The sequence below is a fragment of the Actinokineospora inagensis DSM 44258 genome, from assembly GCF_000482865.1.
Taxonomy (GTDB): Bacteria; Actinomycetota; Actinomycetes; order Mycobacteriales; family Pseudonocardiaceae; genus Actinokineospora; species Actinokineospora inagensis.
This window is the reverse complement of sequence record NZ_AXWW01000054.1, coordinates 19551-35316: the sequence shown is the minus strand read 5'-3', so window position 1 is coordinate 35316 and position 15766 is coordinate 19551. Positions and strand designations below refer to the sequence as shown.

Below are 15766 nucleotides of genomic sequence, written 5' to 3'. Positions count from 1 at the left end.
CCGCCCCGACCGGGCGTCGAGATGGCCGAACGTGACGATCCAACGTCGTCCCAACGCCATCGCTCACCCGGTGGGAGTCACCCGGTCCGGAAAAGGATCACGAACGAGGCAACGCGCGGGCGGCTCGAACGTCTTCCGGGGGGATCGGGAGCGCGTACACGGCGACACTCCCGTCGCCCGTGTGCCACTTTTCACCCGCAATTGCTGGGGCACTGGTTGTTTTCGGGGTTCGTGTGGCCAAAGTGTCCGGTAGCAGGGCACAATGAGCGCCGGGAATACCTCGTGTGGTCACCGACACCCGTTGTACGCGCAGGACGTAGGGGAAGACGATCCTCGTCGAGCAGCGGAGGTCAGCAGTGAGCACCCGTGGAAACACCCAAGGTGTGGTGTACGTCCACTCGTCGCCGGCTGCGGTATGTCCGCACGTCGAGTGGGCCATTTCGGGCACCCTCGGGGTGCGCGCCGAGCTGCGCTGGACCGCGCAGCCCGCCGCTCCGGGGCAACTGCGCGCGGAATGCGCGTGGACCGGTGAGCAGGGCACCGGGTCGAAGCTGGCCGCCGCGCTGCGCGCGTGGCCGATGACCCGGTTCGAGGTCACCGAGGAGCCCAGCAGCGGCGTCGACGGCGAGCGGTACTGCTACGCGCCCGCGCTCGGCCTCTGGCACGCCCGGACCAGCGCCAGCGGCGACATCGTGGTCGACGAGAACCAGTTGCGCGCGGTCGCGGCGGCGGCCAGGGGCGGCGAGTCGTTCGCGCACAAGGTCGACGAGCTGCTCGGGTCGTCGTGGGACGAGGCGCTGGAGCCGTACCGCCGGGCGGGTGACGGTGCACCGGTCACCTGGCTGCACCGCGTCGGCTGAGCAATTCCTGCCGTTTAGTCTGCCTGGTCCCTTATCGCCTCGGTGAGTTCCGGCTCATAGGCGAAGAGGCCAGGATGGCCCCCTGTGTGCAGGAACACGACGGTCTCGTCCGGGTCAATCTCGCCGGATAGCGCTGCCGAGCGGAGGTACGCGGCAGCTTTACCGGTGTAGACGGGGTCGAGCGTGATGCCTTCGGTGCGGGCGAAGAGGGTCAATGCGGCCCACACATCAGGGGTTGGGATGCCGTAACCGGGACCGACAGCGCGGTCGTCGACGCGTAGGTTCGCCAGAGTCGGCGCCGGTAGTCCCATCAGGTCAGTTGTCTCGATAGCCAAATCACTGATTTTCACCAGAGAATCCGCAGCGGCGCGGGAGACGCAGGCCGCGTCCAAGCGGATATCACTCCCTTCGAGCGCGACAGCGATACCCGCCGCGGTACCCGCGCTGCCGACCGGGGTGACGATCCGGTCGGGTTTGACCTGGTCGAGCAGTTCCCGGGCCGCCGAGACGTAACCGAGGGCACCGAGCGCGTTCGAGCCGCCGACCGGGATGGTGCACACGGTCCGACCCGCGTCAGCGGCCTCGGCGAGCAGCCGACGACAGGTCTCGGCAACCTCGTGTTCATTCTCGGATATGTGCGTGTTCGCTCCGAAGACGCCGTGCAGCGCCATGTTCCCGGACCGCTCATAAGCGGCGCCGGAACGCGGCACATCGCGGGTGAGCACCAGGTCGCAGCGCAGTCCGAGCCGGGCGCAGGCGGCCGCGGTGAGCCTCCCGTGATTGGTCTGCAGCGCGCCGAAAGTGATCACTTGGGTCGCCCCGTCGGCCATCGCGCGGCCGAGAAGAAACTCCAGTTTTCGCAGCTTGTTGCCACCGAGCCCCAATCCACTGACGTCGTCGCGCTTGATCAGCAGCCGGTGCAGACCGAGCGCCGCGGCCAGTCGCGGGGCCGGGTCCAGCGGGGTCGGCCAATGCCCAAGCTGGACACGGGGGAACTCGGCGAGGTCGATGGTCACCGTCGAACTGTAACGTCCGCGCGCCCGGGAACGAGAAGGGCCGGATTCACCTACCGCGGGCGGCGCGGAAATGCCTGACCCACCCCCATGTTGCCTGGTAGGCAATTACCACGAACGGGTGGCCGATAACGCAGCGCGATTCCACTTACTACACTGACCTGCGCAAACATCGGTAGTCGGCCGCCCACCGGCGGTCATGTCGGACGAAACGGGCAGGTCGCTTTCTCGCTGGTGGACCTACCGGGGCGGATACGGTACTAATAACGTGGACCGCCAACAGGGGTGTTGGCTGGATCGCGGACCTGGTTACCGATAAGCTTCCACCCATCGGTTCAGCTAACCCGGACTGGGGGCCGGAGCGGGCCTGGATAAAGCGGTCCGCCCCGGCCAGGAAACGAACTCTCATCACGCGGAGGAAACCGTGGCGCAGAAGACAGTTGTGGAACTCGTCGACGACCTGGACGGCGGCCTGGCCGACGAGACGGTCGCCTTCGCCATCGACGGGGTCGAGTTCCTCATCGACCTGTCGAGAGAGAACGCCGCCCGCTTGCGAGATTCCCTCGCCCAGTACGTCGGCCACGCCCGCCGCACCGACGGCCGGAAAAGCAAGAACGGCACCGTCGCCCGCCGCTTCACCGGCGGCGGCACCCGCCTGGACAACCAGGCCATCCGCGAGTGGGCGCGCTCCCAGGGCGAGAACATCGCCGAACGCGGCCGCATCCCGCAGGCCCTGGTGACCAAGTTCCAGGAAGCCCACGGCGGCTGAGTCCGGACCGCCCAGGGGGCGGACCCACACCGCTCCCCGGGGGCCTCCTCATCTCTCCCCCCACGCCGCGACCGCCCGCCCCGGACCCGGCGACGCACGCGGCGATTCTCGGCCCGCCCCACCACTGGCAGGCGACCACTCGCTCGCCGTCATCGCCACCCCGATGGCCGCCGCCAATCGCGACCCGCGCGAATCCGCATCCCGCGGAGCCACGCGTGGTCAAGGCGTCCACATCCCCTGGCGCTGTCCACAGGCGGGCCGCTCGCCCCTTGACAGACCGCGTTTCGCGATACCGTCAGGAATGGGCCCCCCGGCCCCCGGGTGGGTGGGCCCCGCCTGCACCGGGGGCGGCGAAACGTCAAGCTTGACCTGCCCCTGGTTCGGGTGATCTCCGCAGTTCTGGACTGGGTGATGGACGCGCCTCGGCATCGGATGGCCCGCCTGCCGCACAGCAAGGTGTCCACATCCCGCGGAGCTGTCCACAGGCAGGTCCCTCGACCCCTTGACAGACCGCAGTTCGCGATACCGTCAGGAATGGGCCCCCGGCCCCCGGGTGGGTGGGGCCCTGTCTGGACCAGCGGCGGCGAAACGTCAAGCTTTGGCGTGCCGCTAGGTCGGGTGATCTCCGCAGCCCGGGATTAGGTGATCTCCGCAGTTCTGGACTGGGTGGTGGATGCGTCCTCGGAGTGGTGATCGACGCAGCCCTGGGGTGATCGACGCACCTCGGGTTGGGGTGATCGACGCAACTCGGCACCGGATGGCCTACCTTCCGCCGTGCCGCGTCGGTGGGGTCGGGGTCAGGCGGGGAGGCGGGCCGCCGAGGGGGTGGCCTGCGGGCCGAGGCGGCGGATGGCGGCGGCGGTCGCGGGTTCCGGGGCGCCTGCCGCGCGGATGATGGGCCGCAGGTGGGGCGCGGCGGAGCGGAGGGCGCGGGCCATGGCGGTCGCCACGTGGCGTGGATAGGGTCTACGGCCGTAGACGCGGTGGGCCCAGCCGGGCAGCAGTGAGTAGCTGAGATGGCCGATGGCGGGCTCGTAGAGCGGCAGTCCGACGGCGAGCGCGCCCCGGATCGGCGGTCGGTGCAGGAAGGCGTAGATCTCGTCCGCGTCCGGGGTGTGCCGCAGGTGCGGGCGGATCCGGCGGAAGTACGTGGTCATGGCCGCGGTGTCGGTGGGGACGTCGGCCGGGTCGATGCCGACGAGTTCGGCGCTGGTGCGTTGTTCGGCGAGGTACCGGTCCGCGTGGGCCTTCGTGAGCGGGTAGCCGGCGCGGCGGGTGACGGACAGGAACGACGAGACCTCGGCGCAGTGGACCCACAGCAGCAGGTCGGGGTCGTCGAGGGGGTAGCTCTCGCCCGTGTCGGGGTCGGTGGCGCGGAGGGCGCGGTGGATGGCGCGGACCCGGGCGGCCGCGGCGTGGGCCTGCTCAGCGGTGCCGTAGGTGGTGGTGCCGATGAAGTCCGCGGTGCGTTTCAACCGGCCGAGCGGGTTGGTGCGGAAGTCGGAGTTCTGCAAGACCCCGGCGACGGCGCGGGGGTGCAGGGCCTGCAGGAAGAGGCTGCGGATGCCACCGAGCACCATGGCGGGGTCGGCGTGCACCTGCCAGGTGACCGAGTCCGGTCCGAACAGGCCAACCTCGCTCATGGGATCGAGTGTAGGCGGGCACCACCCCGACCGAGACGGTGTGCGTGCCGCGGGTCACCCGGCCCTGGTCGGTCCACTTCGGACGGTCCCTGACCGGCGTGCGCCGGTGTCACCTGGCGCAGGAACTCCTCGACCTGCCCCTCCCGGCCGAACCCCGGCCGGTAGTGGGCGCGGTCGAGCGGGATGACCTTGCCCGCGACGGTGATCGCCGGGTACCGGTAGGTGGCCCGCCCCAGCGGCGCACGGGCGTCCCGCCGCTCGACCCCGGTGACGTCGTCCAGCGCGACCGTGCGCAGGCCGAGCACGGTGCGCACGCCGATCTTGCCGTCCCGGATGAAGCAGTACGGCAGCAGCGCCTGGTACCCGGTCGCCACCGCGACCAGCACGGCCACGGCCAAGACCGGCAGTTTGTCCACCGGGCGCTCCGGTGACCACGGCGAGGCCGCGAGCACCGCGCCGAGCGCGCCCGCCGACGCCGTCCACAACAGACCGACCCGCTCCAGGGGGTGCCGGTACAGGGCCGTGGGTCTCACCCGGCGAGACCGGTCAACTCCCATGGCGGGCGCCTCCCCCACTCGACCGAACGGGGGCAAGCATGGCACAAGGCACTAGAGCGCCTTCAGTTCCTCCGTCACCTCGGCCACCGACGCCTTCGCGTCGCCGAAGAGCATGCTGGTCCGGGGGTCGAAGTACAGGGCGTTGTCCACGCCCGCGAAGCCAGGGGCCATGCCGCGCTTGAGCACGATCACCGAGCGGCTCTCGTCGACGTTGAGGATCGGCATGCCGTAGATCGGCGAGTCCTGGTCGGTGCGGGCGGCCGGGTTGGTGACGTCGTTCGCGCCGATGACCACGGCCACGTCGGTGCGGGCGAACTCGCGGTTGATCTCGTCCATCTCCTTGAGCCGCTCGTAGGGCACGTCGGCCTCGGCGAGCAGCACGTTCATGTGGCCGGGCATCCGGCCCGCGACCGGGTGGATGGCGTAGTACACCGACACCCCGCGCGACTCCAGCAGGTCCGCCAGCTCCCGAACGGCGTGCTGGGCCTGGGCCACCGCCATGCCGTAGCCGGGCACGATGATCACCTGGTTGGCGAAGGCCATCTGGATCGCCGCGTCCGATGCGCTGGTCTGCCGGACCGACCGGTCGCCGTCCGCCTGGACCGCGCCGCCGCCCCCGCCACCGAAGCCACCGGCGACGATGGCCGGGATGGACCGGTTCATCGCCTTGGCCATCAGGTTGGTCAGGATGGTGCCGGACGCGCCGACGATCATGCCCGCGACGATCAGCGCGGTGTTGTCCAGCGCCAGCCCCATCGCGGCCGCGCTGAGCCCGGTCAGCGCGTTGAGCAGGGAGATCACCACCGGCATGTCCGCGCCGCCGATCGGCAGCACCACCAGCACGCCGAGCGCGGCCGCGGCGAGCAGCACGCCGATGATCAGCAACTGCGAGTGGCCGCCGCCGATGACGACCCCGGCGCAGGCGAGGGCGACCAGCAGCAGGAGCAGGTTGAGCGGCTGCTGCAGCTTCCCGATGCCCACCGGCCTGCCGGTGATCAACTCCTGCAGCTTGCCGTAGGCGATCAGCGAACCCCAGAACGACACCGACCCGACGAGCGCGGAGAACAGGCTGGCCACCGCGACGTGCCCGGGTTCACCGGCGAACCCGGCGCTCTCCCGGAACTCCACCCACGCGATCAACGCGACCGCGCCGCCGCCGACCCCGTTGAACAGGGCCACCATCTGCGGCATCGCGGTCATCTTGACCTGCCTGGCGGACGGGACGCCGACCGCGGTGCCGATGCCGACGCCGAGCAGGATCAGCCACCAGTTGCTCATCCCTGGTGTCAGCAGGGTCGCGACCACGGCCACCCCCATGCCCGCGGCGGCGATCCAGTTGCCGCGGACGGCGGTGCGCGGCCCGGTCAGCCCCATCAGGCCGTAGATGAACAGCGCGAAGGCGACGATGTAGAGCAGTTGGATCAGGGTCTCCCGACTCATCGCCGCTCCCGCTTGCCCTTGAACATGCCGAGCATCCGGTCGGTCACCAGGAACCCGCCGACCACGTTGATGGTGCCGAACGCGATGGCCACCACCAGGAGGATCTTGTCCAACACGCCCTGCGCGCCGAGACCGGCCACGATCAGGCCGCCGAGCAGCACGATGCCGTGGATGGCGTTCGTGCCCGACATCAGCGGCGTGTGCAACGTGTTGGGCACCTTGGAGATCACCGCGAAGCCGACGAACCCCGCCAGCACCAGCACCGCCAGGTTCTGCACCAGCATCTAGCCCTCCTGACCGGTGACGCAGGCACCCGCGACCACCTCGTCGGTGAAGTCGAGCGAGACCGCCCCCTCCTTGTCCACGAGCAACTCCAGCAGCGCCTGGACGTTGCGCGCGTACAGCTCGCTCGCGTGCTCGGGCATGGTCGACGGCAGGTTCAGCGGGGACGCGATCGTCACCGCGTGTTCGACCACGACCTCGCCCGCCCTGGTCAGCTCGCAGTTGCCGCCCGACTCGCCCGCCAGGTCGACGACGACGCTGCCCGCGCGCATGCCCTTGACCGCGTCCGCCGTGACCAGGGTCGGCGCGGTGCGGCCGGGGACCTGGGCGGTGGTGATCACGGCGTCGAACCCGGTGATGGCCCGCGCCAGCCGCCGCTGCTGCTCGTCGCGCTCGGCGTCGGTGAGCGAGCGCGCGTAGCCGCCGCTGCCCGCCGCCTCGATGCCGAGGTCCAGCCACTGCGCGCCGACCGAGCGGACCTGGTCGGCCACCTCGGGGCGCACGTCGTACCCGGTCGTGTGCGCGCCGAGCCTGCGCGCGGTCGCCAGCGCCTGCAGGCCCGCGACACCGACGCCGAGCACCAGGACCTTCGCCGGGGGAACGGTTCCGGCCGCGGTGGTCAGCATGGGGAAGAACCGGGTCAGGTGTTCGGCGGCGAGCAGGGCGGCGCGGTAGCCTGCGACGTTCGCCTGGGAGGACAAGGCATCCATCGACTGGGCGCGGGAGATGCGCGGGATCGACTCCATGGCGAAGCCGTGCACACCGCCGCGGCGCAACGCGTCGGCCTTGCCCGGGTCGGTCAGCGGGGCGAGGAAACCGAGGAAAACCGCGCCACTGCGGAGTTTCGCGATCTCGGCGTCGGTCGGTGGGGCGACCTTGACCACCACGTCGGCCTGCCACGGATCGCCCAGCGTCGCTCCAGAATGGACATATGCGTCGTCCGGGATGAGGGCCGCGGCGCCCGCGCCCGGCTCGACGACGACGGCGAGGTTCCTGGCGCGCAGCCGCTCGACCACCTTCGGCACGAGCGCGACCCGCCGCTCGCCCTCGGCGGTCTCCCGCGGGACACCCACCACTGTGTTGGCGGTCACAGTACAGTTGTACCATTTGCGGCCGCGGTCCGCCGGGCATCCCGGTTGCCAGTCGCTTGACAGTTCGCCTGGACCGGCAAATGTCACGGATAGTTGTCCGGAAACCACGGTTGTCGAACTAGGCCCGGGAATGCGAACCGGGGTTGTCGCCGTCATGGCCATCCGGCACCGCGTACCGCCGAAAAGACGCGCAAATAAGCGTTTGCTGGTCGCTCGACCACGGTCGGGACCGCTGGATACTCCACCCGTGGTACATCAGGTGTGAACCAGATCACACGTGGTTGTCCATCGTCTGGCACACCGATAGCTTTCATGGCGTAATGGGGGCTTACCGTCGCGAATGACCGCAGCGCGCCGCGCAGCGGAACTGGGGAAGCGAGCGGCTGGTCAAGGGCACGCCGTCCGAGTCGTCGGACTCGTGCCGCACGCGCGCGCGGACGATCTGGGGTGACACGTCGCCCGCGCCGTGGCTTGGTCGCTCGATCACAACGCCACCGCGTGTGGCCGACCTTGTGAGGTTTTGACGACCATGCAGAGCACTGCGCGAACAGCGGAATCAGCGAGACCGGAACGGCACGCGGGCGAGCTGGGCGAGTTCCTGCTGGCGACCCGGCTGCGCCGGGGCATGACCCAGTCCCGGCTGGCGGTGCGCTCCGGGGTGAGCGAGCGGACCATCCGCGACCTGGAACTGGGCAAGGTCGAGCGGCCGCGCAAGCAGACCCTGCTGCTGCTGGCCAGGGCGCTGCACATGAGCCCGTCGGACCACCTCCGGCTGCAGTCCGGCGGCGCCGTCCCGGTCACCGCGTCGCAGTTGCCGCCGGGCGCGGGGACCCCGCTGGTCGGCCGCGACCGGGTGGTCACCGCCCTGGTCGACCTGCTCGGCACCGGCGGCCAGCGCTGGGTGTCGCTGGTGGGCATCGCCGGTGTCGGCAAGAGCCGGGTCGCCGCCGAGGTCGCCCGCGCCGTGCACGACGCCCTGCCCGACCCGGTGTGGTGGGTCGACCCGGGCGGCTCACCCGCCCCGCTGCCCGGCACCGTCGCCGACCTGCTGCTCGGCTCCCCGGCCCCGCGCTGGGACGAGCTGGCGGCCCTGATCGGGGACACGCCTGCGGTGCTGGTGGTGGACGACCGGGTCCCGGCCCGGCTGCCCGAGCCCGGCCTGGTCGACCTGCTCACCCGGTGCCCCCGGCTGCGGCTGCTGACCACGGCGCGCGTCCCGAGCACCCACCCGGAAGCGCACACCGTGCCGCTGCGCCCACTGGCCGCCCGCGGTGACGGCCCCGACGCCCCAGCCCCCCGGCTGTTGCTGGGCAGGCTGCGCGCGCACGGCCAAGACCGCCCGTTCCCCTTGGCCGAATTGCGCGAACTGTGCGACGCGCTCGACGGGGTACCCGCCGCGCTGATCGCCGCCGCCACCTGGTTCCCGCTCTACCCGCTGCCCCGGCTGATCGAGGCGGCCCGCCGGGACCCGTTCCAGCTCACCACCCCGGCGGGCCCCACGGCGCGTCGCCTGGTCGGCGACCTCCGGGCCGCCGTCACCGGCACCGTCGAGGCCCTGCGCGGCCCCGAGGCGTCGGCCTTGGCCGCCCTCGCGGGCGCGGGCAAGTCGGTCCGCGACCTGGCCCGCGAACGGTCCCTGCCGGAGCCGGTCGCGGCGGCCGCCGTGCACCGGCTGCTGCAGGCCGGATTGGTCCGACCAACCGGGGTGCCCGGCGAGTTCCGCGCGCTGAACATGGTGCGGTCCCTGCTCGCGCCGCGCGGACCGGTTCCCCGCCGGTGATCCCGACCGCCTACAACTGTTGACCACCTGCCACCCCGACCCCGCTGTCGGGGTGGCAGGCCGTCTCGATCAGGTGATCACTCTACTGTGGACTCGCCGGGCGCGTCCGGTTCTGCCAGGCTGCTAGCCGCTTGGAACTCGTCCATGCCGACTAGGAGCAGAATCCCGCATGCGCACAACAGTTCTACGGATCGGCGCCGCCCTCGGGCTGGCCACCTTCGGCTTCGGCCTCGCCTCGGCGGGCACCGCGAGCGCGGAGACCCTCGCGGGCACCGGCGCCACCGACTCGCTGGTACCGGACCTGACCATCAACGTGATCAACGCCCAGTCGGTCAACGTCGCCAGCCCGCTGATCGACCTCACCGGGACCAACCCCTGATCGTCCCCCGCTGCCAGCCGGGCCGGAGCCACCGCTCCGGCCCGGCTTTTTTGTTCATCACGCCACCCACGATCGAGCGTCCGCCATCAGTGGGCAGGGCGCGTTCTGGACAACGCTCACCGCAGTCGATCTCGCTCCCTCGAATGGGTTGACCATGCAGGACAAGGGCCATCCGAGCGAATTCGACGGTCTCGAACGTGACCACTCTACTGTGGACTCGTCACGGGGTGATCGCTCTGGAAGGCTGATCACTGTCCAATTCGGCCAGTCAGCTAGGAGCTTTCCCCCATGCGCAAAGCCGCACTGCGTCTCGGTTTCATGGCGGTCACCACGGCGATCGCCTTCGGCCTCGCCGCTCCCAACGCCTCCGCCGAGACGACGGACGTGCCCATCGGTGTGGTCACCCACCTGCTGGTCTCTGGCGACATCGACGCCTCGCTGCTCGACGACAACACGATCCAGGACCTGGCCGGCTCGTCGCTGGCCGACGTCCAGGCGCTGATCAGCCTGGCGCACAGCATCGCGGGCTCCGAGACCGGTGGTCTCACCCCGACCCAGGCCCTGGCCCTGCTGGTCAACGACAACGACAGCAGCCTGATCAACATCCACCTGAACCTGCACCACCTGCTGCACAACCTGCTGGGCCACAACGGCCTGCTCAACATCGACCTCGGCAACGGCAGCCTCCTCGGCGGCAACGGCGGCCTGCTCAACATCGGCGGTAACGACGGTCTCCTCGGCGGTCTCCTGGGCGGCAACGACGGTCTCCTCGGCGACCTCCTCGGCGGCAACGGCGGCCTGAGCGACACCGAGATCAGCCTCCTCGCCAACCTCAACCTCGGCGGCCGCGACACCTCCACCACCACCTCGCCCAGCACCTCGTCGTCGACCACCACCCCGGCCACCTCGACGAACACCTCCGCCACCACCACCCCGGCCACCACCGTCACCAACACCGTCACCGACGCCGTCAACAACGTCGCCAGCGACCTCACCAACACCGCGGCCACCGCGACCGACAACCTGACCAGCGTCACCCAGCCCTCCGCCACCACCACGAACGCAAGCACCCACTAGCTCCACATACACATCCGCTCCACCCCGTAGGGCCCGCCACCACCTCCTGGTGTTCGGCGGGCCCTACGCCATTTCCCACCCCCACCCAACCAACCACCTGTTCCCCCAACCAACAGCAAGCCACACGTGTCAGACCGCCATCTGCATGGGTGCAGGTCTCTGAGGCACACAGCACAAGAAGACGCTTTGTCGATGGGTGAGCGAAGGCGGGCTTGAGGCACGAACGCGAGTTCGCGGCATTTTTCAATACGGGTCGGATTCGTGGGTACGATACAGGAGTAGAAGCCCTACCAAGTAATCACAAAGCCCCACACCCACACCGCGCCCCAAAGAACCCCACCCCATATCGACGTAGCACCACGACCAACCTGCCCCGCGCGCCTCGAAAGCCGCCGATCCCAACCGCCCGTTGTGGTGGAGTTGTTTTGTTTGGGGAGCGGTGGCCTAAGCCGGCAGGCGGGTAAGGCCACGCTTTCCAGTGGCCCCGCCTTTTAGCCTTACCCCAGGCTGCCGCTAGGGGCCCCAAACAAAACAACTTCACCACAACGGGCACCCCAGCTTTATCTGGCGCCCGAGGCCGGCGTCGCCGAAGGCGACCAGGCCGAACCCCGAGGCGCAGCCGAGGCCCAGTGCCCCCTCACACCAAGATCAACCGAGCGCAGAGCCCCCGAATACACACCCTAGCCGCAACCACCGACAAGATCAGCTACCCGCCCCACGAGCATGATCAACCCGCTCCAGAGCCCCCAAATACATAGCCTAACCAAGCCCACCGACAAGATCGCCCAGCCAACCAAGAACCATGATCAACCTGAACATGAGCCCCTAATACACAGCCTAGACCGACCCACCGACAAAACCACCCCCAAGAGCACCTCACATAAACGCAGGCACCGCCGCGTCAATCAGATGCGGCCCCTCCTCCCCCACTGCCCGCTCAAACTGCTCCGCCAACTCCTCCACCGTCCCCGCCCGCGACGCCGAAACCCCCATCCCTTCAGCAATCCGCACAAAGTCGATCTCCGGCGACCCCAGATCCAACAATGCCCGAGCCCGGTCCCCACCCGACGCCCCCACCCGCGTCAGCTCCAACCGCAGAATCGCATATGCCCGATTGTTCAAAATCACCGTCGTCACGTTCAGGTTCTCCCGTGCCATCGTCCACAGCGCCGAGATCGTGTACATCGCACTACCATCCGACTGCAAGCAGATCACCGGTCGCGATGGGCAAGCCAACGCCGCCCCCACCGCCACCGGCAACCCCTGCCCGATCGCCCCGCCCGTCAGCGTCAACACATCGTGCCGAGGCGCCCCAGCCGTCGCGGCGGGCAACAGCACCCCAGACGTGTTCGCCTCATCCGAGATGATCGCCCCTTCAGGCAACAGTGCCCCAACAACCGAGACCCAGTTCTGCACCGTCAACTCCCCCGACGGCATCTCCGGACGCTCAGCAGGCGCGACCACCGGCGAAACCCCGGCAGCCACCATGTCCGCCAACCGCTCCAAAGCGTCCTCCGGCAAGGACACCGTCGAACACCCCGCGGGCGTCAACTCGCTCGCCTTACCGGGATAGGCGAAGAACGACACCGGCGGCCGCGCCCCCACCAGCACCAGGTTCTCCACCCCGGTCAACTGCCATTCCACCTGCTCCGCCAAATACCCGAGCCGTTCGACGTTCGGCAGCCCCGCCCCCCGCTCCAACCGCGCCGGAAACGTCTCGACGAACAGCCGGACCCCCGTCGCGGCGGCGATCCGGCTCGCCGCCAACAGTCCACGGGAACGAGTCGCCGCTCCCCCCAGCAACAACACCGTGCCCGGACGCAAGATCCCAGCGACCTCGACCAACCGTTCCTCGGCAACGGAAACCCGGGGCGAGACCGGAACCGGACCCGCCGCAACTCCCCCGTCGCCCCACGAGACATCCGCGGGCAACACCAGATTCGCGATCCGCCCGGAGCGCGCCGCCGCCACCGCCGCGGCCGCGTCCACCCCGACCTGGTCCGACGACAGGCAAGAACGGCTCCACCCCCCGGTCCACCCCGTCAACGCGTCGATGTCCGACTCGAGCGGAGCGTCCAAAGCCTTGTGCGGCAAGGCGTGGTCGCCGATCACGTTGACCACGGGGGTGTGCGCCCGGCGCGCGTTGTGCAGGTTCGCCAACCCGTTCGCCAAGCCGGGCCCGAGGTGCAGCAACGTCGCGGCGGGCTTGTCGGCCATGCGCGCGTAGCCGTCGGCCGCGCCGGTGACCACGCCCTCCGCCAACGCCAGCACACCGCGCATCTCCGGGACGTCGTCCAGGGCGGCGACGAAGTGCATCTCCGAGGTGCCGGGGTTGGCGAAGCACACGTCGACGCCGGAGTCGACGAGGGTGCGGATGAGTGCCTGCGCGCCGTTCATGCGTGCCCTTCCGTGAGCCCTAATCCAGGAGTACGCCGGGGTTGAGCACACCGGCGGGGTCGAACGCCTGCTTGATCCGCCGCATGAGGGCGATCTTGCCCGGGTCTTCCAGGTCGAGGAAGTACTTCTTCTTCGTGCGGCCGAGCCCGTGCTCGCCGGAGATCGCACCGCCCAGGTCCATCGCGGCGGCGAACAGGTCCCGCAGCGTCGCCGCCAGCTTGTCAGCGTCCTTTTGGAACAATGCCAAGTGGACGTTCCCGTCACCGGCGTGGCCGCAGCCGACAATGACGGTGTCGTGCGCCGGGCCGATCTCGGTCACCCGGGTCATGAACGCGGGCAGCGCGGCGCGCGGGACGACCGTGTCGATCACGTCGTCCGCGCCGACCGAGCGCGCCGTGTTGAACGCGTTCTCCCTGGCCTCGACCAGTTTCCGCGCCGCACCGCCGGGAAGCACGTAGACGTCCATGGCACCGAGGTCGGACAGCAGCTCCCCCGCCGTGGCCACGTCCGCGTCAAGCCGGTCGGCGTCGCGGTTCTCCAGCATGACCACCAGGTAGGCCAACGCCTTCTCGCGGACGCTGTCCGGCACGCCCAACGGCAGGTCCGCGGTGTGGGTGATGGCCGCCATGGTCAGGAAGTCGATGTACTCCAGGACAAGCGGTGCCAGCCCGGAGGACACGAGTTTCGGCACGGCGTCGGTGACGCCCGCGAGGTCGCGGAACGGGGCGAGCAGGGTCGCGTTGTGCCGGACGCGTGGCTGCAGCTTGAGGGTCGCCTCGGTGACCAGCGCGAGCGTGCCCTCGGAGCCGACGATCAACTGGGTCAGGTCGTACCCCGTGCTGGACTTGACGTACCGGCCACCGGTGCGCAGGACCTCGCCGGTCGGCAGCACGGCCTCCAGGCCCAGCACGTGGTGGCGGGTCACGCCGTACTTGACCGCGCGCATGCCGCCCGCGTTGGTGGCGACGTTGCCGCCCAGGCTCGCGCCCATGTTGCCCGGGTACACCGGGTAGACCAGCCCGGCCCCGGCGGTCCGCTCGTCCAACTCGGTCAGCGTCACCCCGGGCTGCACGACGGCGACGTGGTTGTCCGGGTCGATCTCCAGCACCGAGTTCATCCGCTCGAACGAGACCACGATCCCGTCCGCGCTGGGGATGGCGGCGCCGGACAAGCCGCTGCCCGAGCCGCGCGCGGTCACCGGTACGCGCCCTTCGGTGGCCAGCCGCAGCACTCCGGCGACCTCGTCGGTGGTGCGCGGCCGGACGACGTAGGCGGGTCGCACCAGCACGGCACCCAGCGCCTCGTCGTGCCCGTAGTCGTCGGCGGCCTCGGCGCCGGTTCGCACGTCCTCGACGACCTCGGCGAGCCTGACCCCGATGTCCATTGGCACTCCTTCCGGTGCGCCCACGATAGTGCGGATCGGGCGCGGCGGTCAGCGCAGGCGGGCGGGCGACACGGACGCCGGGTCGATCCCGGCGGGTTCACCGGAGATGATCCTCGCGGCGGCGACGGCCAAGGCGGGGCCCATCTGGATGCCGTACCCGCCCTGACCGGCGACGAACGCGAAGCCGGGGTGGTCGGGGAGCGCGCCCAGCACGGGTTCCCGGTCGACGGCGAAGGTGCGCAGACCGGCCCAGGCGGTGCGGACCGACCGGAGTTCCAGCGTGGTGACGTGGTTGACCCGTTCGACGGCCAACGCCACGTCCACCTCATCCGGCTTGGCGTCGCCCGGTTCGGCGGGGGTCTCGTCGGCGGGGGACACCAGCACGCCGGGGCCTTCCGGGCGGAAGTAGAACGTGTCGGCGACGTCTGACACCAACGGCCACCCCGGGTCGACGGGCTTACCGACGGCGATGGCGATAGTGCGCCGCAATGGGCGTAAACCAAGCGCGGGTACGCCTGCCAACTCGGCGACCTTGTCCGCCCACGGTCCAGCGGCGTTCACCACGGTGCCTACCGCGATCTCTTCGTTCCCCAGGTTCACTCGCCAGGCGGCGCCATCACGGCTGATGGCGGTAACCGGGGCACCTTGGCGGATTTCGCCACCGCGTGCTCTTAGCTCGCGGACATAGCGCTGATGCAGACCCATGACGTCGATGTCCATCGTCCCGTTGTCGACGGCGGCGGCTTCGATCCGGTCTGCTCGTAGTGCCGAACACATGCCGACAGCGTCATCAATCGACACCGGTTCAGTGGAGTCCATGTGCGCGACCTCGGTAGCGCTACCGACCCACAGCATCGGACGCGGACTGAGGATGCCATCGCCGAACAAGGGATAGCTCGCGGCGGTAAGAGCACGCACGACGGGACTGCCGTAGCTGGGGATGTAGACGGCGGCGGACCGCCCCGTCGTGTGCTTGGCCAAGACCGGTTCGGCCTCCACCAGCAAGACGGCGCGGTCCCGCGCGAGTTCGGCCGCAACGGACACCCCGGCGATACCGCCGCCCACCACCAGCACGTCCCACGTCATGCCCGCCA

General features: G+C 69.9%; 14 protein-coding genes. 5 read left to right on the top strand and 9 right to left on the bottom strand.

The genetic code is table 11. The features are described from left to right. Nucleotides 1-356: 356 nt before the first annotated feature. Nucleotides 357-860: a DUF3145 domain-containing protein gene (locus H504_RS0120290; protein ID WP_026424265.1), complete on the top strand. Its 504-nt coding sequence runs from the start codon at nt 357-359 to the stop codon at nt 858-860. 14 nt (nt 861-874) lie between these two features. Here H504_RS0120290 and H504_RS0120285 read toward each other — a convergent pair whose 3' ends face one another. Further along, nucleotides 875-1876, bottom strand: coding sequence for a D-cysteine desulfhydrase family protein (locus tag H504_RS0120285; protein ID WP_425394067.1), 1002 nt, complete (start codon nt 1874-1876; stop codon nt 875-877). 421 nt (nt 1877-2297) lie between these two features. On the opposite strand from H504_RS0120285, the gene H504_RS0120280 reads away from it, so the two are divergent. After that, nucleotides 2298-2642 (top strand): histone-like nucleoid-structuring protein Lsr2, encoded by a 345-nt coding sequence (locus H504_RS0120280; RefSeq protein WP_026424263.1) that lies wholly within the window; start codon nt 2298-2300, stop codon nt 2640-2642. Nucleotides 2643-3439: 797 nt separating this feature from the next. Here the strand turns inward: H504_RS0120280 and H504_RS0120275 are convergent. The 5 genes from H504_RS0120275 to H504_RS0120255 form a co-directional block, all read right to left on the bottom strand. Beyond that, a complete protein-coding gene (locus H504_RS0120275; RefSeq protein WP_026424262.1) occupies nt 3440-4285 on the bottom strand; it encodes an oxygenase MpaB family protein in 846 nt (281 codons plus the stop codon). Then, nucleotides 4282-4818, bottom strand: a complete 537-nt coding sequence (locus tag H504_RS0120270; protein ID WP_026424261.1) for a hypothetical protein — start codon at nt 4816-4818, stop codon at nt 4282-4284. Before H504_RS0120270 ends, H504_RS0120275 begins: the two co-directional genes overlap by 4 nt. 75 nt (nt 4819-4893) lie before the next feature. Beyond that, nucleotides 4894-6282 (bottom strand): NAD(P)(+) transhydrogenase (Re/Si-specific) subunit beta, encoded by a 1389-nt coding sequence (locus H504_RS0120265; protein ID WP_026424260.1) that lies wholly within the window; start codon nt 6280-6282, stop codon nt 4894-4896. Beyond that, entirely contained in the window at nt 6279-6566 is a 288-nt protein-coding gene (locus H504_RS0120260) for an NAD(P) transhydrogenase subunit alpha part 2 (RefSeq protein WP_026424259.1), read from the bottom strand. Before H504_RS0120260 ends, H504_RS0120265 begins: the two co-directional genes overlap by 4 nt. Beyond that, nucleotides 6567-7655: a Re/Si-specific NAD(P)(+) transhydrogenase subunit alpha gene (locus tag H504_RS0120255; RefSeq protein WP_026424258.1), complete on the bottom strand. Its 1089-nt coding sequence runs from the start codon at nt 7653-7655 to the stop codon at nt 6567-6569. A gap of 529 nt (nt 7656-8184) precedes the next feature. Between H504_RS0120255 and H504_RS0120250 the strand changes: the two genes are divergently transcribed. The 3 genes from H504_RS0120250 to H504_RS0120240 all read left to right on the top strand — a co-directional run bounded on the left by H504_RS0120250 (nt 8185) and on the right by H504_RS0120240 (nt 10891). Next, the gene (locus H504_RS0120250; protein ID WP_051386068.1) at nt 8185-9435 is read left to right on the top strand and encodes a helix-turn-helix domain-containing protein; all 1251 of its coding nucleotides are present in this window, start codon (nt 8185-8187) and stop codon (nt 9433-9435) included. A 169-nt stretch (nt 9436-9604) separates the two neighbouring features. Next, entirely contained in the window at nt 9605-9814 is a 210-nt protein-coding gene (locus H504_RS0120245; protein ID WP_026424256.1) for a hypothetical protein, read from the top strand. A 288-nt stretch (nt 9815-10102) separates the two neighbouring features. Beyond that, the gene (locus tag H504_RS0120240; protein ID WP_026424255.1) at nt 10103-10891 is read left to right on the top strand and encodes a hypothetical protein; all 789 of its coding nucleotides are present in this window, start codon (nt 10103-10105) and stop codon (nt 10889-10891) included. An 876-nt stretch (nt 10892-11767) separates the two neighbouring features. On the opposite strand, the gene H504_RS0120235 is transcribed toward H504_RS0120240, so the two are convergent. Genes H504_RS0120235 through H504_RS0120225 form a run of 3 tightly spaced genes read right to left on the bottom strand, consistent with a single transcriptional unit; the run spans nt 11768 to nt 15758 of the window. Next, nucleotides 11768-13288, bottom strand: coding sequence for an acetolactate synthase large subunit (locus tag H504_RS0120235; protein WP_026424254.1), 1521 nt, complete (start codon nt 13286-13288; stop codon nt 11768-11770). A 19-nt stretch (nt 13289-13307) separates the two neighbouring features. After that, nucleotides 13308-14672 carry an FAD-binding oxidoreductase gene (locus tag H504_RS0120230; protein WP_026424253.1) on the bottom strand — a complete coding sequence of 455 codons (1365 nt, stop codon included), beginning with the start codon at nt 14670-14672 and terminating at the stop codon, nt 13308-13310. Between the two features lie 48 nt (nt 14673-14720). Beyond that, nucleotides 14721-15758, bottom strand: coding sequence for an NAD(P)/FAD-dependent oxidoreductase (locus H504_RS0120225; RefSeq protein WP_026424252.1), 1038 nt, complete (start codon nt 15756-15758; stop codon nt 14721-14723). Between the last annotated feature and the right edge of the window lie 8 nt (nt 15759-15766).

Coding starts and splice junctions, on each gene's coding strand:
- H504_RS0120265 (WP_026424260.1), bottom strand. CDS start 6,282: ATGAGTCGGGAGACCCTGATCCAACTGCTCTACATCGTCGCCTTCGCG.
- H504_RS0120235 (WP_026424254.1), bottom strand. CDS start 13,288: ATGAACGGCGCGCAGGCACTCATCCGCACCCTCGTCGACTCCGGCGTC.
- H504_RS0120260 (WP_026424259.1), bottom strand. CDS start 6,566: ATGCTGGTGCAGAACCTGGCGGTGCTGGTGCTGGCGGGGTTCGTCGGC.
- H504_RS0120245 (WP_026424256.1), top strand. CDS start 9,605: ATGCGCACAACAGTTCTACGGATCGGCGCCGCCCTCGGGCTGGCCACC.
- H504_RS0120230 (WP_026424253.1), bottom strand. CDS start 14,672: ATGGACATCGGGGTCAGGCTCGCCGAGGTCGTCGAGGACGTGCGAACC.
- H504_RS0120240 (WP_026424255.1), top strand. CDS start 10,103: ATGCGCAAAGCCGCACTGCGTCTCGGTTTCATGGCGGTCACCACGGCG.
- H504_RS0120225 (WP_026424252.1), bottom strand. CDS start 15,758: ATGACGTGGGACGTGCTGGTGGTGGGCGGCGGTATCGCCGGGGTGTCC.
- H504_RS0120250 (WP_051386068.1), top strand. CDS start 8,185: ATGCAGAGCACTGCGCGAACAGCGGAATCAGCGAGACCGGAACGGCAC.
- H504_RS0120275 (WP_026424262.1), bottom strand. CDS start 4,285: ATGAGCGAGGTTGGCCTGTTCGGACCGGACTCGGTCACCTGGCAGGTG.